Genomic DNA, 26,295 nt, shown 5'->3' with positions numbered 1-26,295 from the left:
GTTTATGTATGGTTAATGTAAGAACAGATGCTTAACCTGTCTTCACAGAGCTAAGCCCATCTTCCCCTCTTCCTCTCTGGCCTCCCGGTTCTGGAACTTGCCGCTCTGAAGGCAAGGACCTTCCGCACACCCATTTTCCATCCACCACTCTCCGCCCATCTCGACAAAGGCAAAACCTCCGCGAGGAGGTGACGCAAAGCCACGGAACTCCCGCGCCGCACCCAGGCCGAAGAGTCCGCCGGGCTACCGAAAGAAGGACGCCATGAAAAAAATCGGAACGCTGGCCTGTGCCCTGACGCTGCTGCTGGCTGCCTGCGGGCAGCCCTCCGCCCCCCAGGCTTCCCTGCCCGGAACTGCGCCGGGGGGGACGGTCACCCCCGGTGACAGCGGCGAGGAGCGGCAGGCGAGCGAGGGCGAAACTCTCGACGCTACGCAGCGCCTGCAAGCCCTGACGGCCGGGGCGGCGGCGACCGACACCGCCGCCACCGTCCGCGCCGACGGCACGCTGCTGGTGGGTGGGCAGCCCATGTTCCCGATGGGCTTCTACCACGTCTCGTGGGCCGGGAATGCCGAGCGCCGCCTGCGCGACCTCCAGGCCATCGCGGACATGGGCTTCAACCTGATGAACGCGACCATGTTCGACCCGCAGGACGACCTGCCCGGCTACACCAAGCTGCTCAACACCGCCCAGAGCCGGGGCATGAAGCTGCTGGTCGAGGACTTCAACGACGTGTCGATCAACACCCTGAAGAACCATCCGGCGGTGCTGGGCTGGATGATCGCCGACGACTGCAACAACCTCGTGACGCCGCAGGAGCTGGAGCGGCGGAACCAGGCCACCAAGGCGCTGGACTCCCGGCACCTGACCTACACCAGCATGGCGATTTCCTTCGCCAACAGCCACACCGACTACTTCGGGCGGGCCGACGCGGTCGGCAACCAGTCCTATCCGGTGGACGGCGGGGACAGCGTGGGGGTGGTGTACCCGGTCATGCAGCGCCTGGTCACGGAGGCCAGCCGCAAGGGCACGCTGCCCATCGCCAACCTGCAAAGCTTCCGCTGGAAGGATGGCCGCCTGCCGAACGCGCGCGAACTCTACAGCATGACCAACCAGGCCCTCGGGGCGGGCGTCAAGGGCATCCTGTACTACACCTACCTCGATCCCACCAACGATCTGGCTGCCCCCGGTGGCGCGGCGCTGCGGGCCGAACTCAAGCGGGTGGCCGGGGAAGTCAAGCTGCTGGCCCCGTTCCTGATGGACGGCCAGCGCCGGAGCCTGAATGTCAACACCCCGGAGGCCCGCGCGACCCTCTGGACCTACCAGGGCCGCCGTTACCTCCAGGTGGTCAGCCTCAGCGAAACCAGCCGCCAGACCGTCAAGGTGACGCTGGACGGCCAGGCCACCCAACTGGTGCCCCTTTTCGCCGGGCGGCCCACCGGCCTGAAACTGCAAAACGGAACCGTGACCGGGGCCGTCACGCCGCTGGCCGCCCACTGGTACGAGGTGCGCTGACCCGCGCGGGGTTGCAAGCCACGCGGAGCGGCGGGAAGAGGCAGCGGTGAGGGAACTGTTCTCCCTCACCGCTGCCTCTTCCCAGATGCGGGATCAACAGGCACGGGTTAAACAAGAGAAAAAGCCTGGAAGGGCGCAGGTCTTCTCACGCGCGGCACACCGTACGTTAGGCTGACAGGAAGTTCACCCGGCTCCCCTTCCAGCTCCGCTTTCTGCCCGCTCTGCAAAGGATCCCATGACCTCTGAACGGCCCAAAGACCTCGACCTGTCCTATCTGCTCGGTGTGCTGCGGCGTGCGGCGCTGCCCGTGCTGCTCACGGCCCTGGCGCTCTCGCTGCTGGTCTATCTCTACTCGCGCACCCGCCCGGCGGTGTACCAGGCCACGGCCAGCATCGCGGCGCTGCCCAACGGCGGGGGCAATTCGGTCATCAACACCACGCTGGTGACTGCCCCGCCCCTGCCCCCCGCGGTGGTGGCGCGCGCGATGCGCAGCCCCGAGGTGGTGGACCGGGCGCTGACGCTGCTGGGCCAGCGGGTGCCCGACTCGGCGGCCCGGCGCGCGCTGGAGCAGCAGGTCAGGGCAGACCTCGGCCAGAACGACGATCAGGCGGTGGGCCTGGCCTCCGACGTGAACCAGGATTTCGTGGGGGTGTACGAGGTCAGCGTGCGGGCGGCGACGCCGCCGGTGGCCCAGGCCGGGGCGAACAGTTTCACGCAGGCCCTGCTGGCCTGGGACCGGCAGCGAGCGCTGGGCAGCGTCTCTCTCGCCCGTCAGAACCTGCTTCAGCAGCGCGACGACCTGACGCGCCGCATCGCCCAGGCGGCCACGCCGCTCGACGTGCGCTCGCTGGAGAGCCTGCGGGGCGACGTGCTTCAGAAGCTGCAACAGGTCGAGGTGCTGGAACAGACCGTGACCGGAACGCTCTCGGCGCTGGCCGGGGCGCTGCTGCCGGTGGACCCGGTGGAACCGCGGCCCCTGCGCAACGCGGCGCTGGTCTTTGCGGCCACGCTCTTTTTCGGGGTGCTGCTCGCCTTCGCGCTCGACCAGCTTCGCAGGCGGATTCGTGGGCCGGAAGACCTGCGCCAGTTCTCGGTGCCCGTGATGGCGACCCTGCCGCCCCTGCCCGCCCGCCTGACCGACCCGCGCGCCCTGATCCGGGAAGTCGGGCAGGGCACCTTCCGCGAGCAGATGGATTTCGTGCGGGTGGGCCTGCTGGCGACCCTCGTCCGCCCGGCCCGCACGCCCCTGATCGTGATTTCCAGCGCCCAGACCGGCGAGGGCAAGAGCACCGTCACGGCGGCGCTGGCCAGCAACCTGGGCCTCAATGGGCTGCGGGTGCTGGTCGTGGACGCCGACGTATACCGGCGGCGGCAGGAGCAGCTCTGGCTCTCCGGCGGCACGGGCCGCCCTGCCCCGGCCCCCAGGCCCGCCGGACCGGGCGGCAGCCAGCTCTGGAGCGGGGTGGGCGAACGGGTGGACCTCGCCGCGCCGGGCAACTCGCGGCTGGACGTGGACGAGGTGATGAACCTGATCGAGCACCTGCGCGCAAACTATGACGTGGTGCTGGTGGACTCGCCGCCGGTGTTGCGGGTGGCCGACAGCCTGGCCCTGGCGGCCCGGATGGACGGCCTGCTGCTGGTGGCCGATGCCCAGGTCAGCCGCGCCCAGGTCGAGCGCGCCGTGCAGGAAGTGGGTCTGCTGGGCGTGCACCTGCTGGGCTTCGTGCTGAACCGTTTCCGGGAACCGGCGGGCCAGGGCAGCTACGCCTACGCGCCCCTCCAGGCCGAGCGGACCGGGGTGCTGCCATGAGCCGTCCCAGCCGCCCCGCGCCCTGGCTGGGGCCGGAGGATGGCCGGGTAGACCCGAGCGCGCCCGGGGTGTTGAGGCCACTGCTGGAGCGGGCCGCCGGGTTGGCGACGCTGGCGGAAGGCGAGGCCCTCCCGGCAGCCCGCCTCGCCGCCCAGCTCGGCGAGGCGGACCTGGCGCGGGCATTGCTGGCCCGCAGCGGGGGCCTGCTCGACAGCGCCGAGGCGGCCCGGTTGCTGGCCGAGCCGCTGCCCGCCGCACTGTTGCGGGCGGCCCGGAACGACCTGCCCCCCGCCCCGCCCGCCCTGGCCCTGGCCCCCGGCGAGCGGGAGATGTTCGTGCGGGGGCTGGCCGCCTGGCTGCTGCGTGGGGCCGGAACGGGTGGCCCCCGCGTGGCCCTGCCCCCCGCCCCCGCTGGCGTGCCCCCATTGCCCGCGGGCCTGTCGGTGCTGCCCGCGCTGCCCGCCCCCGAACGCTGGCGCTGGGGCATAGAGCGGGCGCTGGCCTCGGCCCAGGAGCAGGGCCAGGACCACCTGACCCTCGCCTGCGCCTCCTGGAGCACGCAGCAGGAAGCCCTGCGGAGCCTGCGCGAGCGCTACGGCGCGGAGGCGGTCGGGGACGAGGACAGCCCCATCACCGTGCTGACGCTGGAAGACGCGGTGCGCCTGCTCTCGGCGGCATGGACCTGGGACCTGCCCCGCTTCGCGCGCCTGCTGTCGGGGCCGCTGCTGCTGGACGGGCTGCATACCCTCGTGCCCGACCTGCTGGGCGTCGTCACCGACCTGCTCGCGGACGCTTCCCGGGTCTTCGGCTGGACGGTGCTGGGCCTGCCGGGCGTGGGGCGGGACTGGCCCGCCGCCTTTCAGCCGCTGCCCGCGCCCCCCACGTCCGCGCTGCCCTCCGCCAGCGCGGGGACACCCGGCCAGCCCTGCCAGGTGGTCTGCCCACCGCAGCCCCGCGACCTGCATGCCCTGGCCCGGGCCGTCGCGGCGCAGCCGGGCGACCGGCTGGTGATGCTGCCCTCGCGGGCGAGCGCGGCGCGGCTGGCCGGGCTGCTTCCCGGCAGCACGCTGCTGTCGAGCAGCCTGTGCCCGGTGCATCTGGCGGCGCAGGTGGAGGCGCTCTCGGAACGGCGCAGGCGCGGCGAGCCGGTCCTGGTCGTCGCCACCACCCTGCCGCCGCCGCTGCTGGGGACCTTCGGCCACCTGTGGCACCTGCTGGCCCCCCTGCCGCACCTGGCCGAGGCACTTTCCCTCTGCCAGGGCACCCTGCACGTCGTGTCGCTCCTCGACGTGGCGACGCCCGTCGCGTGGGGCGAGCAGGTGGAGCTGACGCGGGCGCTGCTGGCCGCCGGTCGCCCCCTCGGCGACCCGGCCACACAGCGCGACTACTACCGCCAGGTGGCCGAGCGGCGGGGCCAGGCCCTGCGCCAGAGCGGGCTGGCCCACGAGCGTCAGGCCCTGAACTACGCCACGCTCGCCTCCGAGCTGGTGCCCCGGCCAGGCACATCGGTGCCTGTCTTCGTGCCCTACGACGAGGCGGCGCGGCAGCTTATCGCTGAGCTGCATGAGGCGCGGGTCTTTGCCGGTCCGGCGCTGCGCTACGCGGCCTGGCTCACGCCCAGCGAGGCGGCGCGGGCGGTGCGGCGCGGCCAGGCCGAGTCGCTGGGCTGGGCGCTGCTGTGGCGCGCGCCCTACGACCCCCAGTACGGGCTGGCGAGCGAACTGGTCGCGCAGGCCCGGCTGAGCGAGCAGGGCTGAGCGACCAGGGCCTGCGCGAGGAGGACCTGCTCGCGCGGGGCGTCAGCGCCTTTTGCGCCCCAGCAGACCCAGGGCCACCAGCGCCCCGGCCAGCACCCACACGGCGGTCCGGCGGCCGGAGCGCCCCCGCCGCGCCTGCTGCCGCCGCTGCCAGGCCTGGGCATAGAACTCGTCCCAGAGTGCCCAGACCCTGTCCTGGGCAAACTTCTCGCGCACCCATGCCTGACCCTGGGTGCCCAGCCGCCGGGCGAGGTCCGCGTCGGTCAGCAGGGTGGTGAGGGCGTCGGCCAGGGCCGCCACGTCGCCCGTGGGCACTTGCAGGGCGGTCAGGCCGGGCACCCCCGCGTCACGGACGCCGGGCGCGTCGGTCAGGACGCTGGGCACGCCCGCCGCCAGCGCCTCCAGCACCACCATCCCCAGCCCCTCGTGACGGCTGGGCAGGGTCAGGACCGTCATCAGCGGGTAGAGGCGGCTCATGTCGGCCTCGAAGGTCACGTTCACGATGCCGCGCGCCTCCCGCAACGCCCGCAAGGCCCCCGGCGAGAGGGGATTGGCCGGGTCGGGGGTGCCCACCAGCAGCAGGGCGGCCCCCGGCACGCGCCGCCGCACCTGCTCCCAGGCCAGCAGCACCTCCTCGATGCCCTTTTGCGGGGCCAACCGCCCCACGAAGCCCACCACGGGCGTGCCCGGCGCAAGGCCCAGTTCCTGACGGGCCGCGGCCACGGCCACCGGGTCGGGGGCGGCGTACCGCTCCACATCCAGGCCCGCCGGACTCCCGGCCCCCAGCACCCGGATCTTGTGGGCCGGGACCAGGCCCAGCGCCACCGCCTCGTCGCGGTTGGAGGCACTCACGCACAGCACCTCGTGGGCGCAGGCACAGGTGAGGCGCTCGATCAGGCGCAGCAGCGGCTGGAGCGGGGCCAGCGCGCCGCTCGCGGCCGTCTCGCTGCGCAACCCGTGGATGAAATACACCCGCAGCGGCACGCCCGCCGCCACGCTCGCCAAGCCGCCCAGCAGCCCCGCTTTGGGCGTCGAGAAGTTGATGATGTCGGGCCGCACCCGTCGCAGGATGCGGTACATCCCCAGCAGCGAGACGGGGTCCTGCCGGGGCGAGATCTCGCGCGCCATCGGCAGCGGATGGAAGGTGGCCCCGCTCGTCTCCAGGGCGCGGGCCACCAGTTCGGCCGGCTCGGGGGGCGTCACCAGATGAACGTCATGGCCCTGACGGCGCAGGTGGCGAAGCTGGGCCGCGAAAAAGGCCAGGGCTGCGATGGGCGTGGTGGTGGTGTAGAGAATCCGGTAGGGCGGCAAGGTGCCTCCGACGCTACCAGTTCTCGTCGTCCCGGTCGCTCAGCTTGCCTTCACGCCGCGCCCTGCGCCGCTCCTGTTTGCCGGTCTTCTTCTTTGGCCGGGGCGGGAGCAGCAGTTCGTAGGTGCGGCCAGGGTCGCAGGCCGCCGGCTGCTCACCCAGCCGCTCGCTGGGGTCCGCCGTGCGGAGGTTCCCGGCGGGATGCAGATGCTGCCCCCCGCAGTACGGGCAGTCTCCCACCACCCAGAACATGACGCGCGTGCCGGGCAGGTCACGCAGCGTCACGAAGGCAGGCCGGGGGCCGGAAGGGTCACGTTTGCCCATGCCCGGCAGGCTAATGCCGGGGCAAGCGGGGGATTGTGGTGGGCAGCTTTCAGTGGTCAGCTCGGGGGTGGGGCGATTCGGTGGAAGAGAGCGTGAAGACAAAAAAGCTCCTTCCCTTGAGGGGGGAGGTTGGGACTCATAGAGCTACGCCGCAGAGGTGATGCACAGGGCTGGCGTCAGGGGCCAATGGAGGACCGATTTCTGACCGACCTTGAGGGCGGCCTGGCGGCTGACACCGCTCACACCGGCCCTTCGCTGCGCGGCTCTACGAGCCACCTCCAAGGGGCTGAGTGATGCAGACAAGTCTCTCATCTTTGTAAAAAATGTCATTGCTGTTTCGCTCAGGCCGCGCCGGGAGGGCGTTTGCATTCCCCCCTCCCAGCCTCCCCCGCAAGGGGGGAGGAGCGAGAAGCACCGTGTTTATCGGTGTTGCTTCTTTTATGAGAGAGATACCTGCATCACTCAGCTCCCAGGCGGAGCGGGAGAAGGCCGCCCTCACGTCCTCTTTTGCTGATAGCTCACCGCTGAGAGCTGACCGCTTTCCCCTACGCCTCCCCCTCCGTGTCGTCGCGCAGGTACGTGACCACCGAGCGGCAGTGGGTCAGGCCCGCGTGGGCGTACAGCGCGCGGGCGGCGCGGGCATGGTCGTGGGCGCGGGTGCGCAGGTCACGAATCTCGGGGTGGGCGGCGGCCTCGGCGGCGGCCAGGGCCAGCAGGGTGCGGCCCAGACCCTGCCCCCGCTCGGCGGGATGCACGGCGAGGTAGGTCAGGTCGGCGCGGGACACCTCCGGATTCAGTTCCAGCTCTGCGAAGCCCACGGGCCGCCCCGCCCGCAGCAGGGCCACCAGCCGCACGTCTTCCCGACCGAAATGGCCCGCCAGGTCGGCGTCGGTCCATTCCAGGCGGCCCGACCAGCTATCCTCGCTGGCGCGGTACAGGGCGCGGTAGGCCGTGGGGGTCAGGCTGCTTTCTACCAGGTAGCCGTCCGGCACGCGGGCGCGGCGGGCCAAGTCGGCCACCCGCGCCTCGTAGAAGTCGGTGGCGTGCATGGGCGTGAACTCCGCCGCCTCCAACGCGGCCCGCACCGCCAGGTTGTCCCGCGCGCTGAAGGCATAGATGGGCAGGCCCTCGGCGCGCTCCACCGCCCGTTCCAGCAGCACGTGCAGGTCGCCCGTGCCCAGCGGTCCCTCCAGCGCCAGGCCATCGCGGAAGGGCGCGAGGGCGCAGTAGCCCTGCACCTCGCCGTCGTCGGCGGTGGCGACCAGACACACACGGTCCTCGCACTCGCCGCGCAGCTCCACCACGTCGCGGGCATCGGGCGCGAAGACCTCGCGTTCGGGGGCATCGTCCATCCAGGCCAGCAGGGCGAGGACATCGGGCGCATCGGTCGCTTGCATCGGGCGAATCATGAAGGGCACCTCCGGGGCAGCGAGAGGACGAAGTGGCAACCCACTGAAGAAATGAGAACAGGTTCAGCCTAGAAAGCGGGGCGGCCCGCCGTCTGTTCGGCCCGTCACGCTGCGCCTCCCCCACCGCGTGCTATAGTTCCCGCATGCCCTGAACAGGGTACGTCGCCTTCCCCCCCACGAACACGAAGCCGTGTTTGAGGGGCCTTTTCTTTTTGGAGAGGAAGGTGCCGTGACCCGCCCTTCCCGCCCAGGCCAGCCCCGGCAGGTCAGAACAGGCAGGAAGGCCGACCGATGGGAGGCCCGCCGTGACGAAAGTAGCTGCGTCCAGCACCACCAACCGTAACCCCGGCTCGCGCCGTGCCCCCGCGCGGGCGGACACCGAGCGCACCGGCACCGACCTGCTGGCCCTGCGCGCCCAGCTCGCGCGCGCCGAGAAGGAAGCCCGCCGCGCCCCCACCCCACCCCCCGCGCGGCCCGCGAACCTGCCCCACAAACCCCTGAAGCCCCAGCGCGAGGCCGACCTGGCGGGCATCGACACCACCGACCACTCGCTGACCCGCGCCCACGCCCGGCTGCGCGACGCCGTGTACGAGGGCCGCTATCACCTGTGTCCGCACGCCATCGGGCACGCCCGCGCCGAGGGCTTTCTGGAACACGACATCATTCAGGTGCTGGTCGCCGGGCGCGTGCGGGCCGTGTACCCGGAAGACCGTCGCTGGCTGGTGTGCGGCTACTTCGAGGCCTGCGGCGTGGCGCTGCCCCTGCATGTGGTCGTGGAGCACCAGCCGGGCGGCTTTCTGGACGTGGTGACGGCTTTTGTGCCCAAGCACCCGCACCACATCATCAGCCGCGCCCGCCTCGCCGTGATGCTCCGCTACGACGACGAGCGAATCAGGACCCGGACGGCGACGCCGGGGAACAAGCCCGGCCACCGCAGCAAGGGGAAGTGGAAGAAGGGAGCGTAGCTCACGCGGGCAGCAGCGCGGCGAGGTCCGGGACGGCCGCAACGGCTCCCAGCGTCAGCGCCCTTTCCCGCAGGCGCGGGTGGGGATGAACCAGGACCGCCCGCAGGCCTGCCGCGAGCGCGCCCTGCACGTCATGACCGGGGGAGTCACCGATATACACGGCCTCCCCCGGTTCGACCTGCATCGCGCCCAGCAGGGCGTGAAAGGGCCGCGGGTCAGGCTTGAGCGCCCCCACCTCGCCCGCGACCACGACGGCCTCGAAGGGACCTTCCGGAAAACAGGCGGCCACCCGCTGCCGCTGGGCAGGGCCGTCGTAGGCGTTGGTCAGCAGGCCCAGGCGCAGGCCACGGGCGCGCAGGGCAGTCAGCAGTTCCAGCGCACCGGGTGAGGGCATGGTGCCCACGAGCAGGGCCGCCGCGTAGTGTGCAAGGTGGCCCGCCGTGCAACTCACGTCGTAAGCCGCCAGCGTGCGGGTCAGGCGCTCGTGGTCCATCCGCAGGGGGTCACTCTGGCCCGCCTCCACCCGCGCATGAAAGGCCATGATCTCGTCCACGGCACGGTTCACGAAGCTTTCCGGGTCGGCGTGGGGGCAGGCCAGGAGCCGCAGGGCAGCGAGGGCTGCCAGATCCGCCGCCACGTAGTCGGTGAGTGTGCCATCAAAATCAAAGAGAACGGCCTGCACATCCGGGGGAAGGGTCACGGGGGGCAGTGTAGGCCCACCTGTAATACGGATTCCGATTGAAGGGTGTTGAAAACACCCGGAAATCCGACCAGAGGGAGAAGGAACAAGGGCGGATTTCGGGAGATGGATGAACAGACGGTGCCCTCCCGACTGTTCAGGAATTGGACAGAATCCGTATAACTCAGAGTTCCGCCCGGCCGGCCCTCCCCTGCTACCCTGCTCGCCGTGACGCGCACCGGCCTCGAAGACACCATCGCCGCCATCGCCACCGCGCCGGGCAGCGCGGGCGTGGGCATCGTCCGCGTGAGTGGCCCCGACGCGCTGCGGGTGGCCGACGGCGTGTTCCGGGGGCGGCGCAGGCCCAGCGCCACGGCCGGGGGCCGCTTCCTGTTCGGGCAACTGGTCGCGGAGGGCGGCGAGGTGCTGGACGAGGGCCTGTGCCTGGTGTTCCGCGCGCCGCGCAGCTACACCGGCGAGGACGTGGCCGAACTTCAGACGCACGGCAGCCCGGCGGTGCTGGCGGGCGTGCTGTCGCGGGTACTGGAACTGGGGGCGCGTCCGGCCCGGCCCGGCGAGTTCACGCTGCGGGCCTACCTGGCCGGGCGGCTGGACCTGGCGCAGGCGGAGGCGGTGCTGGAACTGGTGGGGGCGGGGACCGAGACGGCGCGGCGGCAGGCGGCGCTGGGCCTCTCCGGGGCGCTGGGCGAGCGGGTGGAGCGGGTGGCGGCCCATGTGACGCGCACCCTGGCGGCCCTCCAGGCCCTGCTGGACTACCCCGAAGAAGGCGTGCCCGACGAGGACCGCGAGCTTCCGCTGGCCGCCGCCGAGGCCGAGTTGAGTGCCCTGGTGGGCACCGCCCGCGCCGGACAGGTCGCCACGCGCGGCGCGCGGCTGGCCCTGATCGGCCGCCCCAACGCGGGCAAGAGTAGCCTGCTGAACGCGCTGCTGGGCTTTGAGCGCTCCATCGTCACGCCCCTTCCCGGCACCACGCGCGACTACCTCGAAGCGCAGCTCTCGCTGGCGGGCGTGCCCGTGACCCTGGTGGACACGGCGGGCATCCGCGAGACGGGCGACGAGGTGGAGGCGGCGGGCGTCCGGCAGGCGGTGAGTCTGGCCGGGGCTGCCGACCTGGTGCTGGCCCTGGAGGACGGCAGCCTACCGCGCGAGGCCCTGCCCGCCGCCCTGCCGGAAGAGGCGCGGGTACTGCGTGTGCGGACAAAAGCCGACCTCCCCGCCGCCTGGACCGATCCGGCCGCGCTGGACGTGAGCGCCGTGACCGGGCAGGGCCTTCCCGAACTGCGGGAGGCGATCCAGGCGGCGCTGCTGGGCGACGCGGCCCGCGGCGAGGCATGGCTGACCACCGAACGGCAGGCGGACGCGGCGCGGCGGGCGCTGGCGCACATTGGGGCCGCCCGCACCCTCCCCGACGACCTGGCCGGGTACGAGCTGGAAGAGGCGCTGCGGGCGCTGGCCGACCTGACCGGGCGCGACGTGCAGGAGGACGTGGTGGACGCGGTGTTCCGCAATTTCTGCGTGGGGAAATAAAGGGCGGAGATAAAGGGCAGGGGGCCAGTGAGGCGTCCCCCACTGGCCCCCCGCCGCTGCGCGTTTTAGACCTCGCTGTCCTTGGTGTTCAGCGAAGTCTCGTCGCCGGGGTTGCTGCTGGCCGGGTCGCTGGCGATCATGCTCCCCGCCGAGGCCACGTCCTGCTTGTTCAGGCCGCGCTCCTGGTACTCGTCCGCGAGGCGGGCCTCGGCGCGGGCGTCCTTGAGGGCGTCGCGGCGCTCGTCGGTGCGGCCCATGAATTGCAGGTCCACGTTCGTGACCTCGTCCTCGGTCTTGGGGACGTCGTTCTGGGGAAGGCCGTTCTGGGCGTCATCAGACTTGGTCATGCCCCTACGCTAGCAGGGGCGGCGCGGCGCGCGGCGTGAGCATCCCTTTAGGATTGGCCCGCGCCTGCGGCCCGGCGTCAGGCCCCCATGTCAGGCTCCCAGGCGCAGCACGCTCTGGTTGCCGCGCAGCACGAACACCAGCACGCCCGCCTCGGCCAGGATTCCGGCGCGGCGTTCCAGGTCGCGGACGGTGTCGGGCGCGCCGACCCACTGGCGGCGGGGCGACTCGCCGGGTTCCAGGTAGAAGCCCTCGGGAATCGCCACAATCGCCACCCGGCTGGCCGTGGCGCGGGCGCACATGGCCTGCTCGACCAGCGCAGGCCCGGCCCGCTGAGTCAGCACAATCAGGTTTCCCCCCGCGCGGGGGGGCGAAATGACCGGCGGGGCGGGGTCCGGCTGCACCTGCGCCAGCCGCCGCAGGGCCGCTCTCAGCGCCTCAGGGGTGCGGCCTGAAGGCGTCGGCCCCGAGCTGGTGGCGACGGAGGCGGGCAGGTCCAGCGCCAGCGCCTCCTGAATCAGGCTGCTGGCGAGGCGCACGGCGCTCTCCACGAAGACCTCGCTGCCGTTCAGGTCCAGAAAGACCGTCACGCTGCTGGCGGCGGTGCGCTCCAGCTCGCGCACCGTCAGGTTCCCGGTGCGGGCCGAGAGCCGCCAGTGGACCCGGCCCGGCGGGTCGCCCGGCAGGTAGGGCCGCGCGCCACGCAGGCTGATGGGGTCTTCCAGGCCCAGCGTGCGCGAGAGGGTGCCCTCGCTCAGCAGCGGGCGCAGCAGGTCGGGCAGCACCAGGCCGTGCGTGCCGGGGTAGACCTCCAGCCGCGTGGGGCCATGCTGACCCGGCACGGGGAGCGGTGCCGCGTGCCAGAACAACCCGAGGGGATCGGCCCAGCGCAGGGTGCCGCCCGGCCAGGCGTACTCGCCCCGGCGGTTGAGCGTGAGGGTAGTGGCCCGCTCGCTGACGCTGCGGCCGACCGTCAGGCCGCCCACCGCGATCTGCTCGCCGGGGACCACCGTCAGCGGCGTGGGGTCCTCGATCAGCACGCGCAGGGGCCAGCGCGACTCGACCACCACCCGCACGCGGTAGGAGAGCTGCTGCCCCTCGAAGCCCTGCGGCGCGAACTCACGGGTCAGGGTCACGCGGGGCGGGCGGCGCGCGACCAGAAAGGCGGCCAGCCCGGCAGCCAGCAGCGCCGCCAGCGTCAGCAGGAGCGCGGGCAGGTTCAGAGCGTCGCACCTGCAACCTGCGCCGGGCCGGACGGCACGGAAACGGGTTCGGCGGGCACCGGTTCGTGCCGCAGCACGTCCGCGACGACCTCCTCCGGGCGGGTCCCGGCGAGGCGGGCCTCGATGCGCAGGGTCAGGCGGTGCGCGAGGACGCCCGGTGCGGCGGCCTTCACGTCGTCGGGCAGCACGAAGGCCCGGCCCGACAGCGCGGCGAGGGCCTGCGCTACCCCCTGAAGCGCGAGGCTGGCGCGTGGCCCCCCGCCCAGCGCGACCTGGGCATGCGCGCGCGTCCGGGCGGTCAAGGCCGCCATGTAGCGCCGCAGGTCGTCCGACACGCGTACCGAGCGGACCGCCGCCCTCGCCGCCAGCAGGTCGGCGGGCGTGGCGACCGGCCCCAGCGTGTCGATGGGGTGCGCGCCCTGGAGGCGGCCCAGCATCCGCACCTCCTCCTCCAGCGTGGGATACCCCACCGCGAGCTTCAGCAGGAAGCGGTCGAGCTGCGCTTCCGGCAGCCGGTAGGTGCCCTCGTGTTCGATGGGGTTCTGGGTGGCGAGCACCACGAAGGGCGGCGGCAGCACGTGCGTGACGCCCGACTCGGTGACCTGCCCCTCGCCCATCGCCTCCAGCAGCGCCGACTGCGTCTTGGGCGTGGCGCGGTTGATCTCGTCGGCCAGCAGCAGCCCGGTGAAGATGGGGCCGGGCACGAACTCGAATTCGCCGGTGGCCGGGCGGTACATGCTGACGCCGGTCACGTCGCTGGGGAGCAGGTCGGGCGTGAACTGCACCCGCCGGAAGCCTAGGCCCAGGCTGGCCGCCAGCGCCCGCGCCAGCATGGTCTTGCCGGTGCCCGGCGCGTCCTCCAGCAGCAGGTGCCCGCCCGCCAGGATGCCCGCCAGCGCCAGCCGGGTCACGTTCTCCTTGCCGACCAGCACGCGGGCGACATTGTCCAGCACGGGGGCGGCATAGGCCTGCACGCTGCCCGGTTCCACGGTTCCTGCGTTCGTCATGGTGTCTCGCTTTCTGGTGTCTGGTGCTCCGATGTCTGGCTTTCCGGTTCCCCGGTCCTGCCGGTGTTCACCCGCACGCCCGCCGTCAGGTGTGCGACCTCGCGCGCGGCCCGCTCGGCGGCGTCGGCGTCCTCGTCGGTCACGCGCCCGCCGTAGCGGACCGGCGCGTAGGCAGCGACCAGCGTGCCCAGCGGCCCGGCCAGCACGGGCAGCTCACGCGCCGCGCGGCCCGCGTGTTCGGCGGGCGTTTCCGCCCCCCCGCGCCCCAGCCCCGCCCCCGACAGCGAGGCGAGGGCCGCGCGGTAGGCCTGCCGGACGCGGTGCAGCGCCCCCTCCTCGCCGGGGGCAGCGTCGGGGGTGGGAGCGGCGGCGTCGGCCTGCGGCGTGTCCCCCCGCGTTCGCCAGGCCAGCCAGAACACCGCACCCGCCAACGCGGTCAGGATGACAAAGGCCAGCACGCTCAGCGCCCGCAGGATCGCGTCCGCGCGGGTGGGCAGGAGGCTGGCGCGCGGGTCTTGCGGCTTCCCCCCGCCCGCCCCGGCAGCGCCCAGGTCCCCGCCCGGCAGCCCGCTGGCCGTTCCGCCGCCGGGAGCTGCGAAGACGTAGGCCACGAACAGCCCGGCCATCATCAGGACGCCGGCCAGCGCCAGCAGTTCCCACCACCGCGGACGTTCGCCCGCCCGCCACCGCTCGGCCCGGCCCCGCAGGTACAGATACGTCAGGGCCAGAATCAGCAGCAGGCCCCCCAGCAGCGCCAGGTCCGCCCCCGGCAGCGCCTCGCGCCGGACACTGGTGGGGAGGGACTGGGGCTGGGCACGGCCGGGCAGGGTCGAGCGTTCCGGAAGGTCCAGCGGCGCTGCCTCTGCCGGCCTCGTGCGCGCCTCACGCCCTGCTGCCGAAGCGGCCGGGGGCGGACCTGCGGCGGGAGCCGAAGCCAGCGGCAGCGCCAGCACGCCCAGCAGGGCGGCGGCCAGCAACGCCGTGCCCACCACGCCCAGCAGGGCGCGGCCACTTCCGGCCAGCCGCAGGAACGGGCGGCTCTCGGTGCTGGGTGCCCCCGCCAGCGCCAGCAGCAGCACCAGCAGACCGGCCGCCAGCCCGGCGGGGGACGCGCCCCCCGGCAGCACACAGCCCAGCAGCAGCAGCAGGCTCAGCCACGCGGCCCCCAGCACCAGGGCACCCCCCTCCAGGGCAGAGAGGCTCAGCACCACCAGCAGGATGCCCCCCACCACCTTCCCGAACAGCACCGAGAAGAGCAGCGCTCCCTCGGCCCCGCGCATGCCGGGAAGCAGCACGGCCAGACCCAGGCCGCCGCCCAGCAGCAGCAGGGGCACCTGCACCGACCGCGCCTCGCTCCCCTCGCGGTGCGTCACCGCCAGGGCCAGCACCAGCCCCAGCACGCACCACCACGGCAGCCAGGCCACGCCCACCAGCGGCGTCAGCACCAGCAGCCAGGAGCGGTCCGCCCACCAGGGCCGGGGCCGCGCAGCAGAGGCAGCGGGAGGAACGGTCATGCTTCGGCCATCAGACTAGCGCGGTGAGATCCGCGGCGTTGCGCATTTGCGCTGTCGCAAAAGAAGACCCCCGCCACGGGGACGGGGGCAGAGAGGGCAGGGAAAGCTCAGTCCAGGAAGTCGCGCAGCTTGCGGGTGCGGCTCTCGTGGTACTTGAGCTTGCGCAGGGCCTTGTTCTCGATCTGGCGGATGCGCTCGCGGGTCACGTTGAAGCGCTGGCCGACCTCCTCCAGCGTGTGCTCGCGGCCGTCCACCAGCCCCTTGCGGAACTTCAGGACCAGGGCCTCGCGCTCGGTGAGCTTGGAGAGGGCCTTTTCCAGTTCTTCCGAGAGCAGGGTCTTGGCGGCGTTGTCCACCGGGGAGTCGAGGTTCTCGTCGGGGATGAAGTCGCCGTAAAAGGAGTCCTTTTCATCCCCGATAGGCGTTTCGAGCGACACCGGCTCCTGGCTGACCTTCTGCACCTCCTCGACCTTGTTGGCGTCCCAGCCGGGACCCATCGCCTCCGCGATCTCCTCGTAGGTGGCCTCGCGGCTGAGTTCCTGCTGAAGCTGGCGGGCGGTGCGGGTCAGCTTGTTGATCGTCTCGACCATGTGCACCGGGATGCGGATGGTGCGGGCCTGGTCGGCAATCGCGCGGTTGATGGCCTGACGAATCCACCACGTCGCGTAGGTGCTGAACTTGTAGCGGCGGCGGTACTCGAACTTCTCGACCGCGCGAATCAGGCCCTGGTTGCCCTCCTGAATCAGGTCGAGGAAGCCCAGGCCGCGCCCGGTGTACTTCTTGGCGATAGACACCACCAGGCGCAGGTTGGCCTCGATCAGCCCCTGGCGCGCGGCGGCCCCGTCCTCCATCTGACGCATCAGGCGGCGGCGGCCCCGGTCGTCGAGGTCGCCCCCCGTCTCCTCCAGCGTCTTGCGGGCCTCCTCGCCCTCCTCGATGCGGCGGGCGAGCGCGATCTCCTCTTCCAGGGTCAGCAGCGGCACGCGGCCGATCTCGTGGAGGTACTGCCGCACCGGGTCGTTGGACACGGCGCGCGGCATGTCGTCGAAGTACTTCTCCTCCTCGTCGCCCCCCTCGGCAGCCCCGGCAGGCCCGGCCTCGGCCTCCTCCTCAAGGTCGTCTTCCTGGTCGTCCTCGTCGAGGTCCTGCACCTCGATGTTCTGTCCGGCCAGATAGAGCTGCATGTCCTCGAAGGCCTCGGCGCTCTCGGGGTCCAGCCCCGCCGCCTCCAGCGCCACCGACAGCGCGGCGGCGATCTCCTCGCTGGACAGCACGCCCGCCGCGCGGCCCGCCTTCAGCATCTCCTGAATGCTGGGGTGGGCGTAATACGGCTTGTCGGTGGGGGCCGGCGCGCCCTTGGCCGGTTTGGCCGGGGCCGCGGCCTTGGCGGATGCCTTCTTGGCAGGCGCGGCCTTGGCGGGGGCCTCGGGAGCCGCGTCCTCGCCGGTGGGCGCAGCCTGGGCCGCCGTCTTCCTGGGGGCGGCCTTTTTCGGGGCCGCCTTGGCGGGGGCCTCGTCGTCCGGCCCGCTCGTGGCCGTCCGGGTGGCCTTGGGCTTGGCGGCGCGGGCGGGCTTGGCCGGGGTGTCGGCGGCCTGCGACCCAGCGGACTCGGTCACGGTGTCCGGGGCGGCAACCGCGGCCTTGCTGCGCGGCTGGGTGCGGCTGCGGGGCTGGGCTGGGGTCTTGATCTTGCTCTCTTGGGGGGCGTCCTCAGGCAGGGGGGCACCGGGGGTACCGGGCGCGGGGGCCTTGCTGCGGGCGCGTGCTTTGGTAGGTTCTGCCATGCGTCCTCCTGTGGCGCGGGGGCGGCTCGGAAACAATAGCGGCGAGAACGCCGTGGCCGTAGCGCGTCAGTCTAGCAAACGGCCCTCCCCTGTTCAGGTGCGTGTCACCTTCTGAAGACACCGGGCCGAAGATACCGGGGGAGAACAGGGAATACGCGGCGGGGGGTCCGGAAGTTCCCGGCCTGCGGGCCACCCCCATGCCCCCCCTGCCGCGCCTCCAAAAATGCGGCCCCTACCGTAGCAGGCTGCCTGCAATGATGACCTTCTGAATCTCGCTGGTGCCCTCGTAGATGCGCAGCAGGCGCTGGTCGCGGTAGTAGCGCTCGACCGGCGAGTCCTTCATGTAGCCCATGCCGCCCGCCACCTGCACGGCCTTGTCGGCCACCTGCGAGAGCATCTCGGTGGCGTGGTACTTGGCGACCGAGGCCATGCGGCGCACGTCCTGGCCCTGGTCCACCATCCAGGCGACCTTCTGCCACAGCACCCGGCTGGTCTGAACCGCGATCTCCATCTCGGCCAGCATGAACTGCACGGCCTGGAACGCCGCGATGGGCTGCCCGAACTGCTCGCGGGTTTTGGCGTGGTCCACGCTGAGGTCGAGCAGGCGCTGCATGGCCCCGGTCGAGCGCGCGGCGATGCCCACTCGCCCGTTGGTCAGGATGCCCAGCGCCTCACGGTAGCCCAGCCCCTCGGGGCCGAGCAGGTTGGCGGCGGGAATCTCGGCGTCCTGGAAGATCACCTCGGCGGAAAGCGCACCCTTCTGGCCCATCTTCTCGTCGATCTTGCCGATAGAGACGCCGGGCGTGCTCTGGGGTTCGACCAGAAAGGCACTCATGCCGCGCGTGCCCTGGGCGGGGTCGGTGATGGCGATGACGGTGAGCAGGCCCGCGATGGGCGCGTTGGAGATGTAGTGCTTGGTGCCGTTGAGCACGTACACGTCGCCGCGTTTCTCGGCCTTTGTCCGGATGTTGGCCGCGTCGGACCCGCTGCTCGGCTCGGTGATGGCGAAGCCCGCGATGCACTCGCCGCTCGCCATGCGCGGCAGGAAGCGGCGTTTCTGTTCCTCGTTCCCCAGCTTCACCAGCCCACTCGTACCGATGGAGGCGTGCGCGCTGATGACGCCGCCGAAGCCCATGTGCCCCTGCCCCATCGCCTCGTACACGGCGCAGCGGCCCAGCATCCCCAGGCCGACGCCGCCGTACTCCTCGGGAATGCTCAGGCCGAAGAGGCCCAGCTCGGCGGCCTCGCGCAGCAGCTCGGGCGGCACGCTGTTCGTCTCCTCGATCTCGTGCGCGCGCTCCTCCACCACGTTCAGCATGAAGTCGCGGACAGTCGCCTGAATATCTCGCAGGTCCCCCGGCAGATTGAAATCCATAGGTGAGGATAGGCTACGACGGGGAGGGGTTGTGGGGTGTGGGTTGTAGGTGGTGGTGGAGGACAGCGGGGGCCAGTCCCTTCACACATTCGGCGGGCCACAGCCCACACCCCGATTGACACCTCGCCCCGCCTCTCCTAAGATGTGTGGGCCTGCGAAGGCAAGCGTGGTGGGTTTAGCTCAGTTGGTTAGAGCGCCGCTCTGTGGAAGCGGAGGCCGGGGGTTCAAATCCCCTAATCCACCCCAATCCCCCGGCAGTCGCGGCCCGCGGCAGCCGGGAATCTTTTTTGAGCAGCACTGTGAGCAGCACCCCTTGCGGCAGCAAGGCACGGGCGGGGATGGCGGAACTGGTAGACGCACCAGACTTAGGATCTGGTTCCCGTAGGGAGTGAGGGTTCAAGTCCCTTTCCTCGCACCAACAAGCGGCAAGCAAGCGGCGCGGCCCCTGGAATCTCCGGCGGGCCGCGTCTGCCGTGTCCCCTGCACACCTGTCCCCTGCTCCATGTCTGGGGGCGTCTGGGGTCGCACGCGGGGCGCGTGAGGCACTATGATGCGCGGCGGCATGTCGCGCGCCTGCCGGGAAACCAGGCAGACGCAGGCGGCACAGGCACACACAGAGCTGCGGCCCCGCCGCGCCCCCGGGGGGTGGCGGGCCGCCGCAGGCAGGATGGGAGACGTCATGGCAGAGCTGATCAGCAGAGAAGGCAACAAGGTAAGTTTCCGGGTCGCGGTGCCCGCCGCCGAGGTGAACCGCGCCTACGACCAGGTGTGGGCCGGCCTCGCGCGCGACGTGCGCGTGCCCGGCTTCCGCCCCGGCAAGGCTCCCCGCAAGGTGCTGGAAAGCCGCGTGGGCAAGGGCTACGTCGAGAACGAGGTGCGTGACCGCCTCCTCCAGGCACACTACCCCCAGGCCGCCCGCGAGCTGAAGCTCAGCCTGGTGGACGCGCAGATCGAGCCGGAGACGCTCGCCAGCGGCCAGGCCTTCAACTTCACGGTGCGCGGCGAGACGTACCCCGAGGTCACGCTGGGCGACTGGCGCACGGCGCAGCTCACGGCCACCGCGCCCGACATCACCGACGAGGTGCTGGACCGCACCCTCTCGGATCTCCAGGAGCGCAACGCCAGCTTCCAGACCGCCGAGCGCCCCATCGAGGCCACCGATCAGGTCACCATCGAGGAACTGGGCGAGGAGGGTGGCTCCTACCCCGTCTACCTCGACGTGGCCGAGGCCCACGTGCGTGACGCCCTGCTGGGCAAGAGTGTCGGCGACGAGGTCGAGATCACCGTGCCCGCCCACCAGCACGGCGACCACGAGCACCCCGAGCACACCGTTCGTGTGCGGGTGCAGGGCGTGCAGACCAAGCAGCTTCAGGAGCTGAACGACGAGTTCGCCAAGAGCCTGAACTTCGAGAGCCTGGACCGCCTGCGCACCGACCTGCGGGGCGAGCTGGAGCGCCGCGCCCGCCAGGAAGGCGACGCCGCCCGCCGCGAGGAGTTCGTGAACCACCTGGTGGACGGGATGCAGGCCGACATTCCCCAGGCGCTGCTGGACCGCCGCCGCGAGTCGATGCTCGAAGAGATCCAGGAAGACCTGGGCCGCCAGGGCGTCAAGTGGGGCGAGTACGAGAGCTTCATGCGCGAGCAGGGCAAGCTCGACGAGTTCATGGCCGATCTGAGCAAGAACGCCGAGAGCCGCGTGAAGCGCGACCTGGCCCTGGAGCGGCTGGCCGAGGACCTGGGCGTGCAGGTCAGCGACGCCGAGTTCAGCAGCACCATGAACGCCCTGGCGCAGGCGAACGGCCTGACGCCGCAGCAGCTCCAGAGCCAACTGGGGCCGAACGGCATCAACGCCTACTTCGTCAGCCTGACCCGCGAGAAGGCCCTCCAGCAGGCCCTGGCGGCGCTGGGCGGCGACGCGACCAGCACGAACGAGGGCAGCACCGACGAGGCCAGCACGGACACCAGCGACCAGACCGCTGGAACGGAGCAGGCCACGACCCAGGAAGCCAGCCAGCCCCAGGCGGGCGAGCAGGCCGGGGAGCAGACCGACGCGGAAGCGCAGCGCAGCGAGTAACCGAGCGCACAAGCGAGAGGCAGAGGGGGCCGTCCACTGGGACATGCCCCCTCTGCCTTTTCCCCGTGCCGCTCCTGCCGGCCCAGCTTGAACCCTGTCCCGGATTCATTGAACAGCTGTTCAAAGAATGCTAGCGTTTCGCCATGACCACTGCTTCCGGGGCTGGCCCTGACCGCCCCTCCCCTGCCGGCCGCCCCAGCCTCGGCATCACGGCGCTGGGAACGTATGTGCCCGAACAGGTCGTCACGAACGCCGACTTCGAGGCGCGGATGGACACCAGCGCCGAGTGGATCGAGAGCCGCACCGGCATCCGCGAGCGCCGCTTTGCCGCCCCCGGCGAGTTCACCTCCGACCTGGGCGTGAAGGCGGTACAGGACCTGCTGGTCCGCGACCCGGACGCGCTGCGGGAGGTGGACGCCGTGATCTGCGCGACCGCCACCCCCGACGCCCTGTTTCCCTCCACCGCCGCCCTGATCGCCGGGCAGGTGGGCCTGGTCGGGGCGGGGGCCTTTGATCTCTCCACCGCGTGCAGCGGCTTCGTGTACGGGCTGAGCATGGCGCAGGGCCTGATTCTGGCGGGCACGGCGCGGCGCGTGCTGGTCGTCGGGGCGGAAGTCCTCTCGCGGCTGGTGGACCAGGACGACCGCAACACCGCCATCCTGTTCGGGGACGGTGCGGGCGCGGCGGTCGTGGGGGAAGTGCCGTCCGGCTACGGCTTCCAGAACTTCGTGCTGGGGGCCGACAGCGCGGGCGGCTCCAGCCTGTACGCCCCCTGCATGGCGGACCGCCTGCCCGGCGGCTTCCCGATGGAGGGGCGGGTGGGCATGAACGGCCGAGAGGTCTTCAAGTTCGCCGTGCGCGTGCTGGGCGACAGCGGCACCCAGGTGCTCGCCCACAGCGGCCTGACCAGCGCCGACGTGGACTGGGTGATTCCGCATCAGGCCAACATCCGCATCATCGAGGCCGCCAACGCCCGCTTCGGCGTACCCATGAGCAAGACGGTCGTGAATCTGGGCCGCTACGGCAATACCTCCAGCGCCACGGTGCCCCTCGCCCTGCGGGAGGCCCTGGACGACGGGCGCGTGCAGGACGGTCAGCAACTGCTGCTGGTGGCCTTCGGCGGCGGCCTGAGCTGGGCCGCGGGCACGTTGAAATGGTGGGGCGGTGCCCCCAGCCTGGGCGCGCGCACTGCCCGCGAGGAGGCGACGGCATGAGTGCCCCCAGAATCGCCGCACCCAAAATAGCGGCACTGTTCCCCGGCCAGGGGTCGCACGCCGTTGGCATGGGCGTGGACATCATCCGGGCCTTCCCGGCGGCACAGGGCGTGTACGTCGTGGCCGAGGACACCCTCCCCGGCCTGCCCGCCCTGATCGAGGGGGGGCCGCTCGACGCCCTGACCCTCACGGCGAACCAGCAGCCCGCGCTCGTGGCCGCGTCGGTCGCCGCCTACCGCGCGTGGCAGGCACAGACGGGCCTGACCCCCGCCTTTGCCGCCGGGCACTCGCTGGGTGAATATTCCGCGCTGGTCGCTGCCGGGACCCTGGCCCTCGCGGACGCGCTGCGGCTCACGCGGCGGCGCGGCGAGCTGATGCAGGAGGCCGTGCCGGTCGGCGTGGGGGCCATGAGTGCGGTGATGGGCGACCCGGATGTGGTGCGGGAAGTCTGCGAGGCGACGCCGAGCATCGTGCAGCCCGCCAACTTCAACGCGCCCACCCAGACGGTCATCTCCGGCGAAAAGGCCGCCGTGGACGCCGCCGCCGCCGACCTCAAGGCCCATGGACTCAAGGCCATTCCCCTCAAGGTCAGTGCGCCCTTCCACTGCGCGCTGATGCAGCCCGCCCAGGACGCGCTGACACCTGACCTGCAAGCCACGCCCTTCGCCCCCTTCGCCTTTCCCGTCTACGCCAACGTGACGGCCGGGGCGAACAGCGACCCCGCCGCCCTGCCGGACCTGCTGGCGCGGCAGATCACGGGGAGCGTGCGCTGGGTGGAAACCATCCGGGCACTCGCGGACGCCGGGGCTGACCTATTCATCGAGTTCGGCCCCGGCACGGTGCTGACCGGCCTGGTGAAGCGGATTCTGCCGGAGGCACGGACCATGAACGTGGGCACGGCAAAGCAGGTCGGGGACTTCGAGTTGTGAATCCCTGGAGACGAGACAGACTGCCGGCGTAGAAGTGAGGTGGGGAAGCGGCAAAGAGCCGTTACTATGGTCATAGAGTGAAAAGGCTCCTGCTTCCCCTGCTTCTGCTTCCCGCGCTCTGCGGCTGCCGTTCCCCGGAGCGGCCACCGACGCCGATTGACTTTCAGAATGACCCGCAGATTCTGAGGGGAAGGTGGAGCGGCCAACTTTCGACCAACGTGACCCTCACGCTGGACCTGACAGCTACCTATAAACAGGAGTCTTTCTACTCGGTGATGGGGACAGGCCAGCTGGGCACCCAGGCGCTGACCGTGGAAGGCAACGTCATGGCAGCCTACAACCACAAGTTCATTCAGCCTCAGACTTCCCCGATTCCGCAAGGCGTCCGCCTCAGGTTGAACGAAGGGCAAGGGGATCAGGAACTCTTTTGCCCCGAATTTCAGGGCACAGCGGGCCAGTCTGTCTGGAAATGCTTTTACCGCAGCGCCGACATGCTCATCGGTCCTTTTGATTTGAAACGAGCCATCTCATGACCCAATCCCAACCCCAGAACATCGCCCTCGTGACCGGCTCCAGCCGGGGCCTGGGCCGCGCGATGGCCCTCGCACTCGCCCAGGCGGGCCACGGCGTGGCCGTCCACTACGGCCGCAACCAGGCCGAGGCCGAGAAGGTGGCCGGGGAGATTCGCGCGCTGGGCGTGCCCGCGCAGGTCTTCGGGGCTGACCTCACGGCCCCCGCGAACGCCGGAACGCTGGTCGAAACGGTCATCCAGGAGATGGGCCGCCTCGACGTGCTGGTGAACAACGCGGGCATCACGCGCGACACGCTCGCCATCCGCATGAAGGACGACGACTGGAACGCGGTGCTGGACACCAACCTGAGCAGCGCCTTCACGGCCAGCCGCGCGGCCATCAAGCACATGATGCGGGTGCGCGCGGGCCGCATCGTCAACATCGCCAGCGTGGTCGGGCTGATGGGCAACCCCGGCCAGGCCAACTACGTCGCCAGCAAGGCGGGCCTGATCGGGCTGACCAAGGCCCTCGCCAAGGAATACGGCGGGCGCGGCATCACCGTGAACGCGGTGGCCCCCGGCTTTATCGAGTCGGACATGACGGCGGGGCTGCCGGAAGACGTGCAGAAGGCCTACCTGGGCAATATCCCCCTCGCCCGCTTCGGCCGGGCCGAGGAGGTCGCCGCGCTGGTCGCCTTCCTCGCCTCCGACGCGGCCGGGTACATCACCGGGCAGGTCATCGGCGTGGACGGCGGGCTGTACCCGCACTGAGCGGCTGAACTTCAGGCGTCCGGCAACACGCCCCATCACTGCCATGGCGCACCTGCTTTGGGCTTCTGAAGTCGCCCTCTCGCCCCCCGCAGGCTGGACCTGACTGGACGCACCCCCTGGGAAACCGGGGGGCTTTCTGTTGCCGCCCGGCTTGAACCCCGTCCAAGCTTGTCCGCAAATGCGGGAAGCGCGTGTAGACTGGCGCAGACTTCAGGATCAAGGAGGAATTCGACATGGCAACTTTTGAAGACGTGAAGGACGTGATCGTCGACAAGCTCGGCGTGGACGCGGACAAGGTGACCCCGGAGGCCCGTTTCGTGGAGGACCTGGGGGCCGACAGCCTGGAAACCGTCGAGCTGATCATGGGTCTGGAAGACCGCTTCGGCATCACCATCAGCGACGAGGACGCGGAGAAAATCCGCACGGTGCAGGCGGCCGTCGACTACATCGGCGCGCAGCAGTAAGGCCGCACAGAGGTCATACAGGTTCAGGCCGGGCGGCGTGGGGCAACACCCTGCACCGTCCGGCCTGTCACGTGGGGCCTGTCGCTTGCTGCCTCCCAGAGGGGAAGTGCGGGCGGCACAGGGAGGGAAGGGGGTCAGCATGACAACCACAGGAATCAAACGTGTGGCGATCACGGGGCTGGGGCCGGTGACGCCCATCGGGACGGGCGCGCAGGCCTTTGCGGAGGCGCAGCGGGCGGGCAGGAGCGGCATCGGGCCGATCAGCCGCTTCGACACGGCGGACGTGGCGAGCAAAATCGCGGGTGAGGTGAATGACGACCTGGGCGAGTACGTGGATGCCCGCGAGGCCCGCAAGCTCGACCGCTACGTGCAGCTCGCGCTGGCGGCGGCGGAACTGGCTGTGCGCGACAGCGGCCTGACCGAGGAGGAGCTGCGCGGCGAACGCACCGGCACCGTGTTGGGCAGCGGCATCGGCGGCGTCAAGACCTTCGAGGACCAGGCGCGGCTGCTGGCCGAACGCGGACCGGGGCGCATCAGCCCGATGTTCATCCCGATGATGATCGCCAACATGTCCACCGGCCACGTCGCCATGCGCTACGGCGCGACCGGCCCGAGCAGCACGGTGGTCACGGCCTGCGCGACCGGCAGCGGGGCCATCGGGGACGCGGCGCGCTACATCCAGCTCGGCCTGGCGGACGTGATGCTGGCGGGCGGCAGCGAGGCGGCCATCACGCCCATCGCCATCGGGGGCTTTTCCAACATGAAGGCGCTGAGCACCCGCAACGACGCGCCGGCCGAGGCCAGCCGCCCCTTTTCCGCCAGCCGCGACGGCTTCGTGCTGGGCGAGGGCGCGGGCGTGGTGGTGCTGGAGGAGATGGAACGGGCGAAGGCCCGCGGAGCCACCATCTACGCCGAACTCGTCGGCTACGGCACCAGCGCCGACGCGCACCACATCACCCTGCCCGCCCCCGAGGGCCGCGGCGCGCAGGTCGCCATGCGGATGGCGCTCGCCACGGCGGGCGTGAACCCGGAACAGGTGGGCTATATCAACGCCCACGGCACCAGCACCCACTTCAACGACCTGCACGAGACGCAGGGCATCAAGCACGTGTTCGGGGAACATGCCCACAAGCTGGCGGTCAGCTCCACCAAGTCCATGACCGGGCACCTGCTGGGCGCGGCGGGCGCGGTGGAGGCCATCGCGGTGGCGCAGGCGCTCAGGGACGGCATCCTGCCCCCCACCATCAACCTCACCGACCCCGACCCGGTGCTGGACCTCGACTACATCCCGGAGGGCGCGCGGGAACAGCAGGTCGAGTATGCCCTGAGCAACTCCTTCGCTTTCGGCGGCCAGAACGCGGCGCTGCTGCTGAAGCGGGTCTGATACGGATTCCGATTGAAGGGTGTTGAAAACACCTGGAAATCCGACCAGAGGGAGAAGGAACAAGGGCGGATTTCGGGAGATGGATGAACAGGCGGTGCCCTCCCGACTGTTCAGGAATTGGACGGAATCCGTTTGAGCGAACCCGGAAGCAGGAGGTCCGGAATCATGCGGTCAGTCGGGCTTTTTGTTGGCTGACCGCTTATGGTTCCGGGCAAGTGGAACCCTGGTCCCGCGTGTTCTGGCTCACCAAACAGGGTAGCCTGGAGACCTCCCGCTCCCCTTTCCCGCCGTCTTCACTTTCAGGTGGTGCCCATGTTCGAAGCCCCCCAGAGGAACCCGACCGCCAAAGAACCGTCCCTGCACCGCCCGCCCCCGTCTGCCCATGA

At 71.1% G+C, this 26,295-nt stretch carries 22 protein-coding genes, 2 tRNA genes and 1 riboswitch; of the genes, 14 read left to right on the top strand and 10 right to left on the bottom strand.

Going from position 1 to position 26,295, the window contains the following annotated elements; translation table 11 throughout:
* The first annotated feature begins 158 nt into the window (after positions 1-158).
* A riboswitch (cyclic di-GMP riboswitch) is annotated at positions 159-251 on the top strand.
* Between the two features lie 11 nt (positions 252-262).
* From ABEA67_RS00525 to ABEA67_RS00515, 3 genes are all read left to right on the top strand, one after another.
* A complete protein-coding gene (locus ABEA67_RS00525) occupies positions 263-1,513 on the top strand; it encodes a hypothetical protein (RefSeq protein ID WP_345459267.1) in 1,251 nt (416 codons plus the stop codon).
* 235 nt (positions 1,514-1,748) lie between these two features.
* On the top strand, positions 1,749-3,323 hold the full coding sequence (locus ABEA67_RS00520; RefSeq protein WP_345459264.1) for a tyrosine-protein kinase family protein: 1,575 nt from the start codon (positions 1,749-1,751) through the stop codon (positions 3,321-3,323).
* A complete protein-coding gene (locus tag ABEA67_RS00515; protein ID WP_345459261.1) occupies positions 3,320-5,080 on the top strand; it encodes a hypothetical protein in 1,761 nt (586 codons plus the stop codon). The genes ABEA67_RS00520 and ABEA67_RS00515 overlap by 4 nt, the downstream gene beginning before the upstream one ends.
* 42 nt (positions 5,081-5,122) lie before the next feature.
* Here ABEA67_RS00515 and ABEA67_RS00510 read toward each other — a convergent pair whose 3' ends face one another.
* The 3 genes from ABEA67_RS00510 to ABEA67_RS00500 all read right to left on the bottom strand — a co-directional run bounded on the left by ABEA67_RS00510 (position 5,123) and on the right by ABEA67_RS00500 (position 8,122).
* Positions 5,123-6,391 (bottom strand): glycosyltransferase family 4 protein, encoded by a 1,269-nt coding sequence (locus ABEA67_RS00510; RefSeq protein ID WP_345459258.1) that lies wholly within the window; start codon positions 6,389-6,391, stop codon positions 5,123-5,125.
* A gap of 13 nt (positions 6,392-6,404) precedes the next feature.
* The gene (locus ABEA67_RS00505) at positions 6,405-6,713 is read right to left on the bottom strand and encodes a hypothetical protein (RefSeq protein WP_345459255.1); all 309 of its coding nucleotides are present in this window, start codon (positions 6,711-6,713) and stop codon (positions 6,405-6,407) included.
* A 545-nt stretch (positions 6,714-7,258) separates the two neighbouring features.
* Positions 7,259-8,122 carry a GNAT family N-acetyltransferase gene (locus ABEA67_RS00500; protein ID WP_345459252.1) on the bottom strand — a complete coding sequence of 288 codons (864 nt, stop codon included), beginning with the start codon at positions 8,120-8,122 and terminating at the stop codon, positions 7,259-7,261.
* A gap of 305 nt (positions 8,123-8,427) precedes the next feature.
* On the opposite strand from ABEA67_RS00500, the gene ABEA67_RS00495 reads away from it, so the two are divergent.
* Positions 8,428-9,087 carry a DUF4258 domain-containing protein gene (locus ABEA67_RS00495; RefSeq protein ID WP_345459249.1) on the top strand — a complete coding sequence of 220 codons (660 nt, stop codon included), beginning with the start codon at positions 8,428-8,430 and terminating at the stop codon, positions 9,085-9,087.
* Between the two features lies 1 nt (position 9,088).
* On the opposite strand, the gene ABEA67_RS00490 is transcribed toward ABEA67_RS00495, so the two are convergent.
* A complete protein-coding gene (locus ABEA67_RS00490) occupies positions 9,089-9,787 on the bottom strand; it encodes an HAD family hydrolase (RefSeq protein ID WP_345459246.1) in 699 nt (232 codons plus the stop codon).
* A 207-nt stretch (positions 9,788-9,994) separates the two neighbouring features.
* On the opposite strand from ABEA67_RS00490, the gene mnmE reads away from it, so the two are divergent.
* Positions 9,995-11,314, top strand: coding sequence for a tRNA uridine-5-carboxymethylaminomethyl(34) synthesis GTPase MnmE (gene mnmE, locus ABEA67_RS00485; RefSeq protein WP_345459243.1), 1,320 nt, complete (start codon positions 9,995-9,997; stop codon positions 11,312-11,314).
* Positions 11,315-11,379: 65 nt separating this feature from the next.
* On the opposite strand, the gene ABEA67_RS00480 is transcribed toward mnmE, so the two are convergent.
* The 6 genes from ABEA67_RS00480 to ABEA67_RS00455 form a co-directional block, all read right to left on the bottom strand.
* Positions 11,380-11,661: an M-like protein gene (locus ABEA67_RS00480; RefSeq protein WP_345459240.1), complete on the bottom strand. Its 282-nt coding sequence runs from the start codon at positions 11,659-11,661 to the stop codon at positions 11,380-11,382.
* Positions 11,662-11,751: 90 nt separating this feature from the next.
* Complete coding sequence (locus ABEA67_RS00475; protein WP_345459237.1) at positions 11,752-12,795, bottom strand: DUF58 domain-containing protein; 1,044 nt, start codon at positions 12,793-12,795, stop codon at positions 11,752-11,754.
* A gap of 83 nt (positions 12,796-12,878) precedes the next feature.
* Positions 12,879-13,889: an AAA family ATPase gene (locus ABEA67_RS00470; RefSeq protein ID WP_345459234.1), complete on the bottom strand. Its 1,011-nt coding sequence runs from the start codon at positions 13,887-13,889 to the stop codon at positions 12,879-12,881.
* Positions 13,886-15,403, bottom strand: coding sequence for a DUF4129 domain-containing protein (locus ABEA67_RS00465; protein WP_345459231.1), 1,518 nt, complete (start codon positions 15,401-15,403; stop codon positions 13,886-13,888). Before ABEA67_RS00465 ends, ABEA67_RS00470 begins: the two co-directional genes overlap by 4 nt.
* Before the next feature lie 107 nt (positions 15,404-15,510).
* Positions 15,511-17,187, bottom strand: coding sequence for an RNA polymerase sigma factor RpoD (rpoD, locus tag ABEA67_RS00460; RefSeq protein ID WP_345459228.1), 1,677 nt, complete (start codon positions 17,185-17,187; stop codon positions 15,511-15,513).
* Between the two features lie 232 nt (positions 17,188-17,419).
* Complete coding sequence (locus ABEA67_RS00455; protein WP_345459225.1) at positions 17,420-18,562, bottom strand: acyl-CoA dehydrogenase family protein; 1,143 nt, start codon at positions 18,560-18,562, stop codon at positions 17,420-17,422.
* A 169-nt stretch (positions 18,563-18,731) separates the two neighbouring features.
* Between ABEA67_RS00455 and ABEA67_RS00450 the strand changes: the two genes are divergently transcribed.
* From ABEA67_RS00450 to fabF, 9 genes are all read left to right on the top strand, one after another.
* Positions 18,732-18,808: transfer RNA gene (locus ABEA67_RS00450), tRNA-His, on the top strand.
* Between the two features lie 86 nt (positions 18,809-18,894).
* A tRNA-Leu gene (locus ABEA67_RS00445) sits at positions 18,895-18,980 on the top strand.
* A 261-nt stretch (positions 18,981-19,241) separates the two neighbouring features.
* On the top strand, positions 19,242-20,636 hold the full coding sequence (gene tig, locus ABEA67_RS00440) for a trigger factor (RefSeq protein ID WP_345459222.1): 1,395 nt from the start codon (positions 19,242-19,244) through the stop codon (positions 20,634-20,636).
* Positions 20,637-20,779: 143 nt separating this feature from the next.
* Entirely contained in the window at positions 20,780-21,850 is a 1,071-nt protein-coding gene (locus tag ABEA67_RS00435) for a beta-ketoacyl-ACP synthase III (RefSeq protein WP_345459219.1), read from the top strand.
* A complete protein-coding gene (fabD, locus tag ABEA67_RS00430) occupies positions 21,847-22,779 on the top strand; it encodes an ACP S-malonyltransferase (RefSeq protein WP_345459216.1) in 933 nt (310 codons plus the stop codon). Before ABEA67_RS00435 ends, fabD begins: the two co-directional genes overlap by 4 nt.
* Before the next feature lie 77 nt (positions 22,780-22,856).
* A complete protein-coding gene (locus tag ABEA67_RS00425) occupies positions 22,857-23,312 on the top strand; it encodes a hypothetical protein (protein WP_345459213.1) in 456 nt (151 codons plus the stop codon).
* Positions 23,309-24,061: a 3-oxoacyl-[acyl-carrier-protein] reductase gene (fabG, locus tag ABEA67_RS00420; RefSeq protein ID WP_345459210.1), complete on the top strand. Its 753-nt coding sequence runs from the start codon at positions 23,309-23,311 to the stop codon at positions 24,059-24,061. Before ABEA67_RS00425 ends, fabG begins: the two co-directional genes overlap by 4 nt.
* A gap of 233 nt (positions 24,062-24,294) precedes the next feature.
* Positions 24,295-24,525 (top strand): acyl carrier protein, encoded by a 231-nt coding sequence (gene acpP, locus ABEA67_RS00415; RefSeq protein ID WP_345459207.1) that lies wholly within the window; start codon positions 24,295-24,297, stop codon positions 24,523-24,525.
* A 139-nt stretch (positions 24,526-24,664) separates the two neighbouring features.
* Complete coding sequence (gene fabF / locus ABEA67_RS00410; protein ID WP_345459205.1) at positions 24,665-25,909, top strand: beta-ketoacyl-ACP synthase II; 1,245 nt, start codon at positions 24,665-24,667, stop codon at positions 25,907-25,909.
* Positions 25,910-26,295 lie beyond the last annotated feature (386 nt).

Source organism: Deinococcus carri, assembly GCF_039545055.1.
In the GTDB taxonomy this organism is placed as follows: Bacteria; Deinococcota; Deinococci; order Deinococcales; family Deinococcaceae; genus Deinococcus; species Deinococcus carri.
Note: the sequence above shows the minus strand (reverse complement) of the source record. Positions and strands in the feature narration are given on the sequence as shown.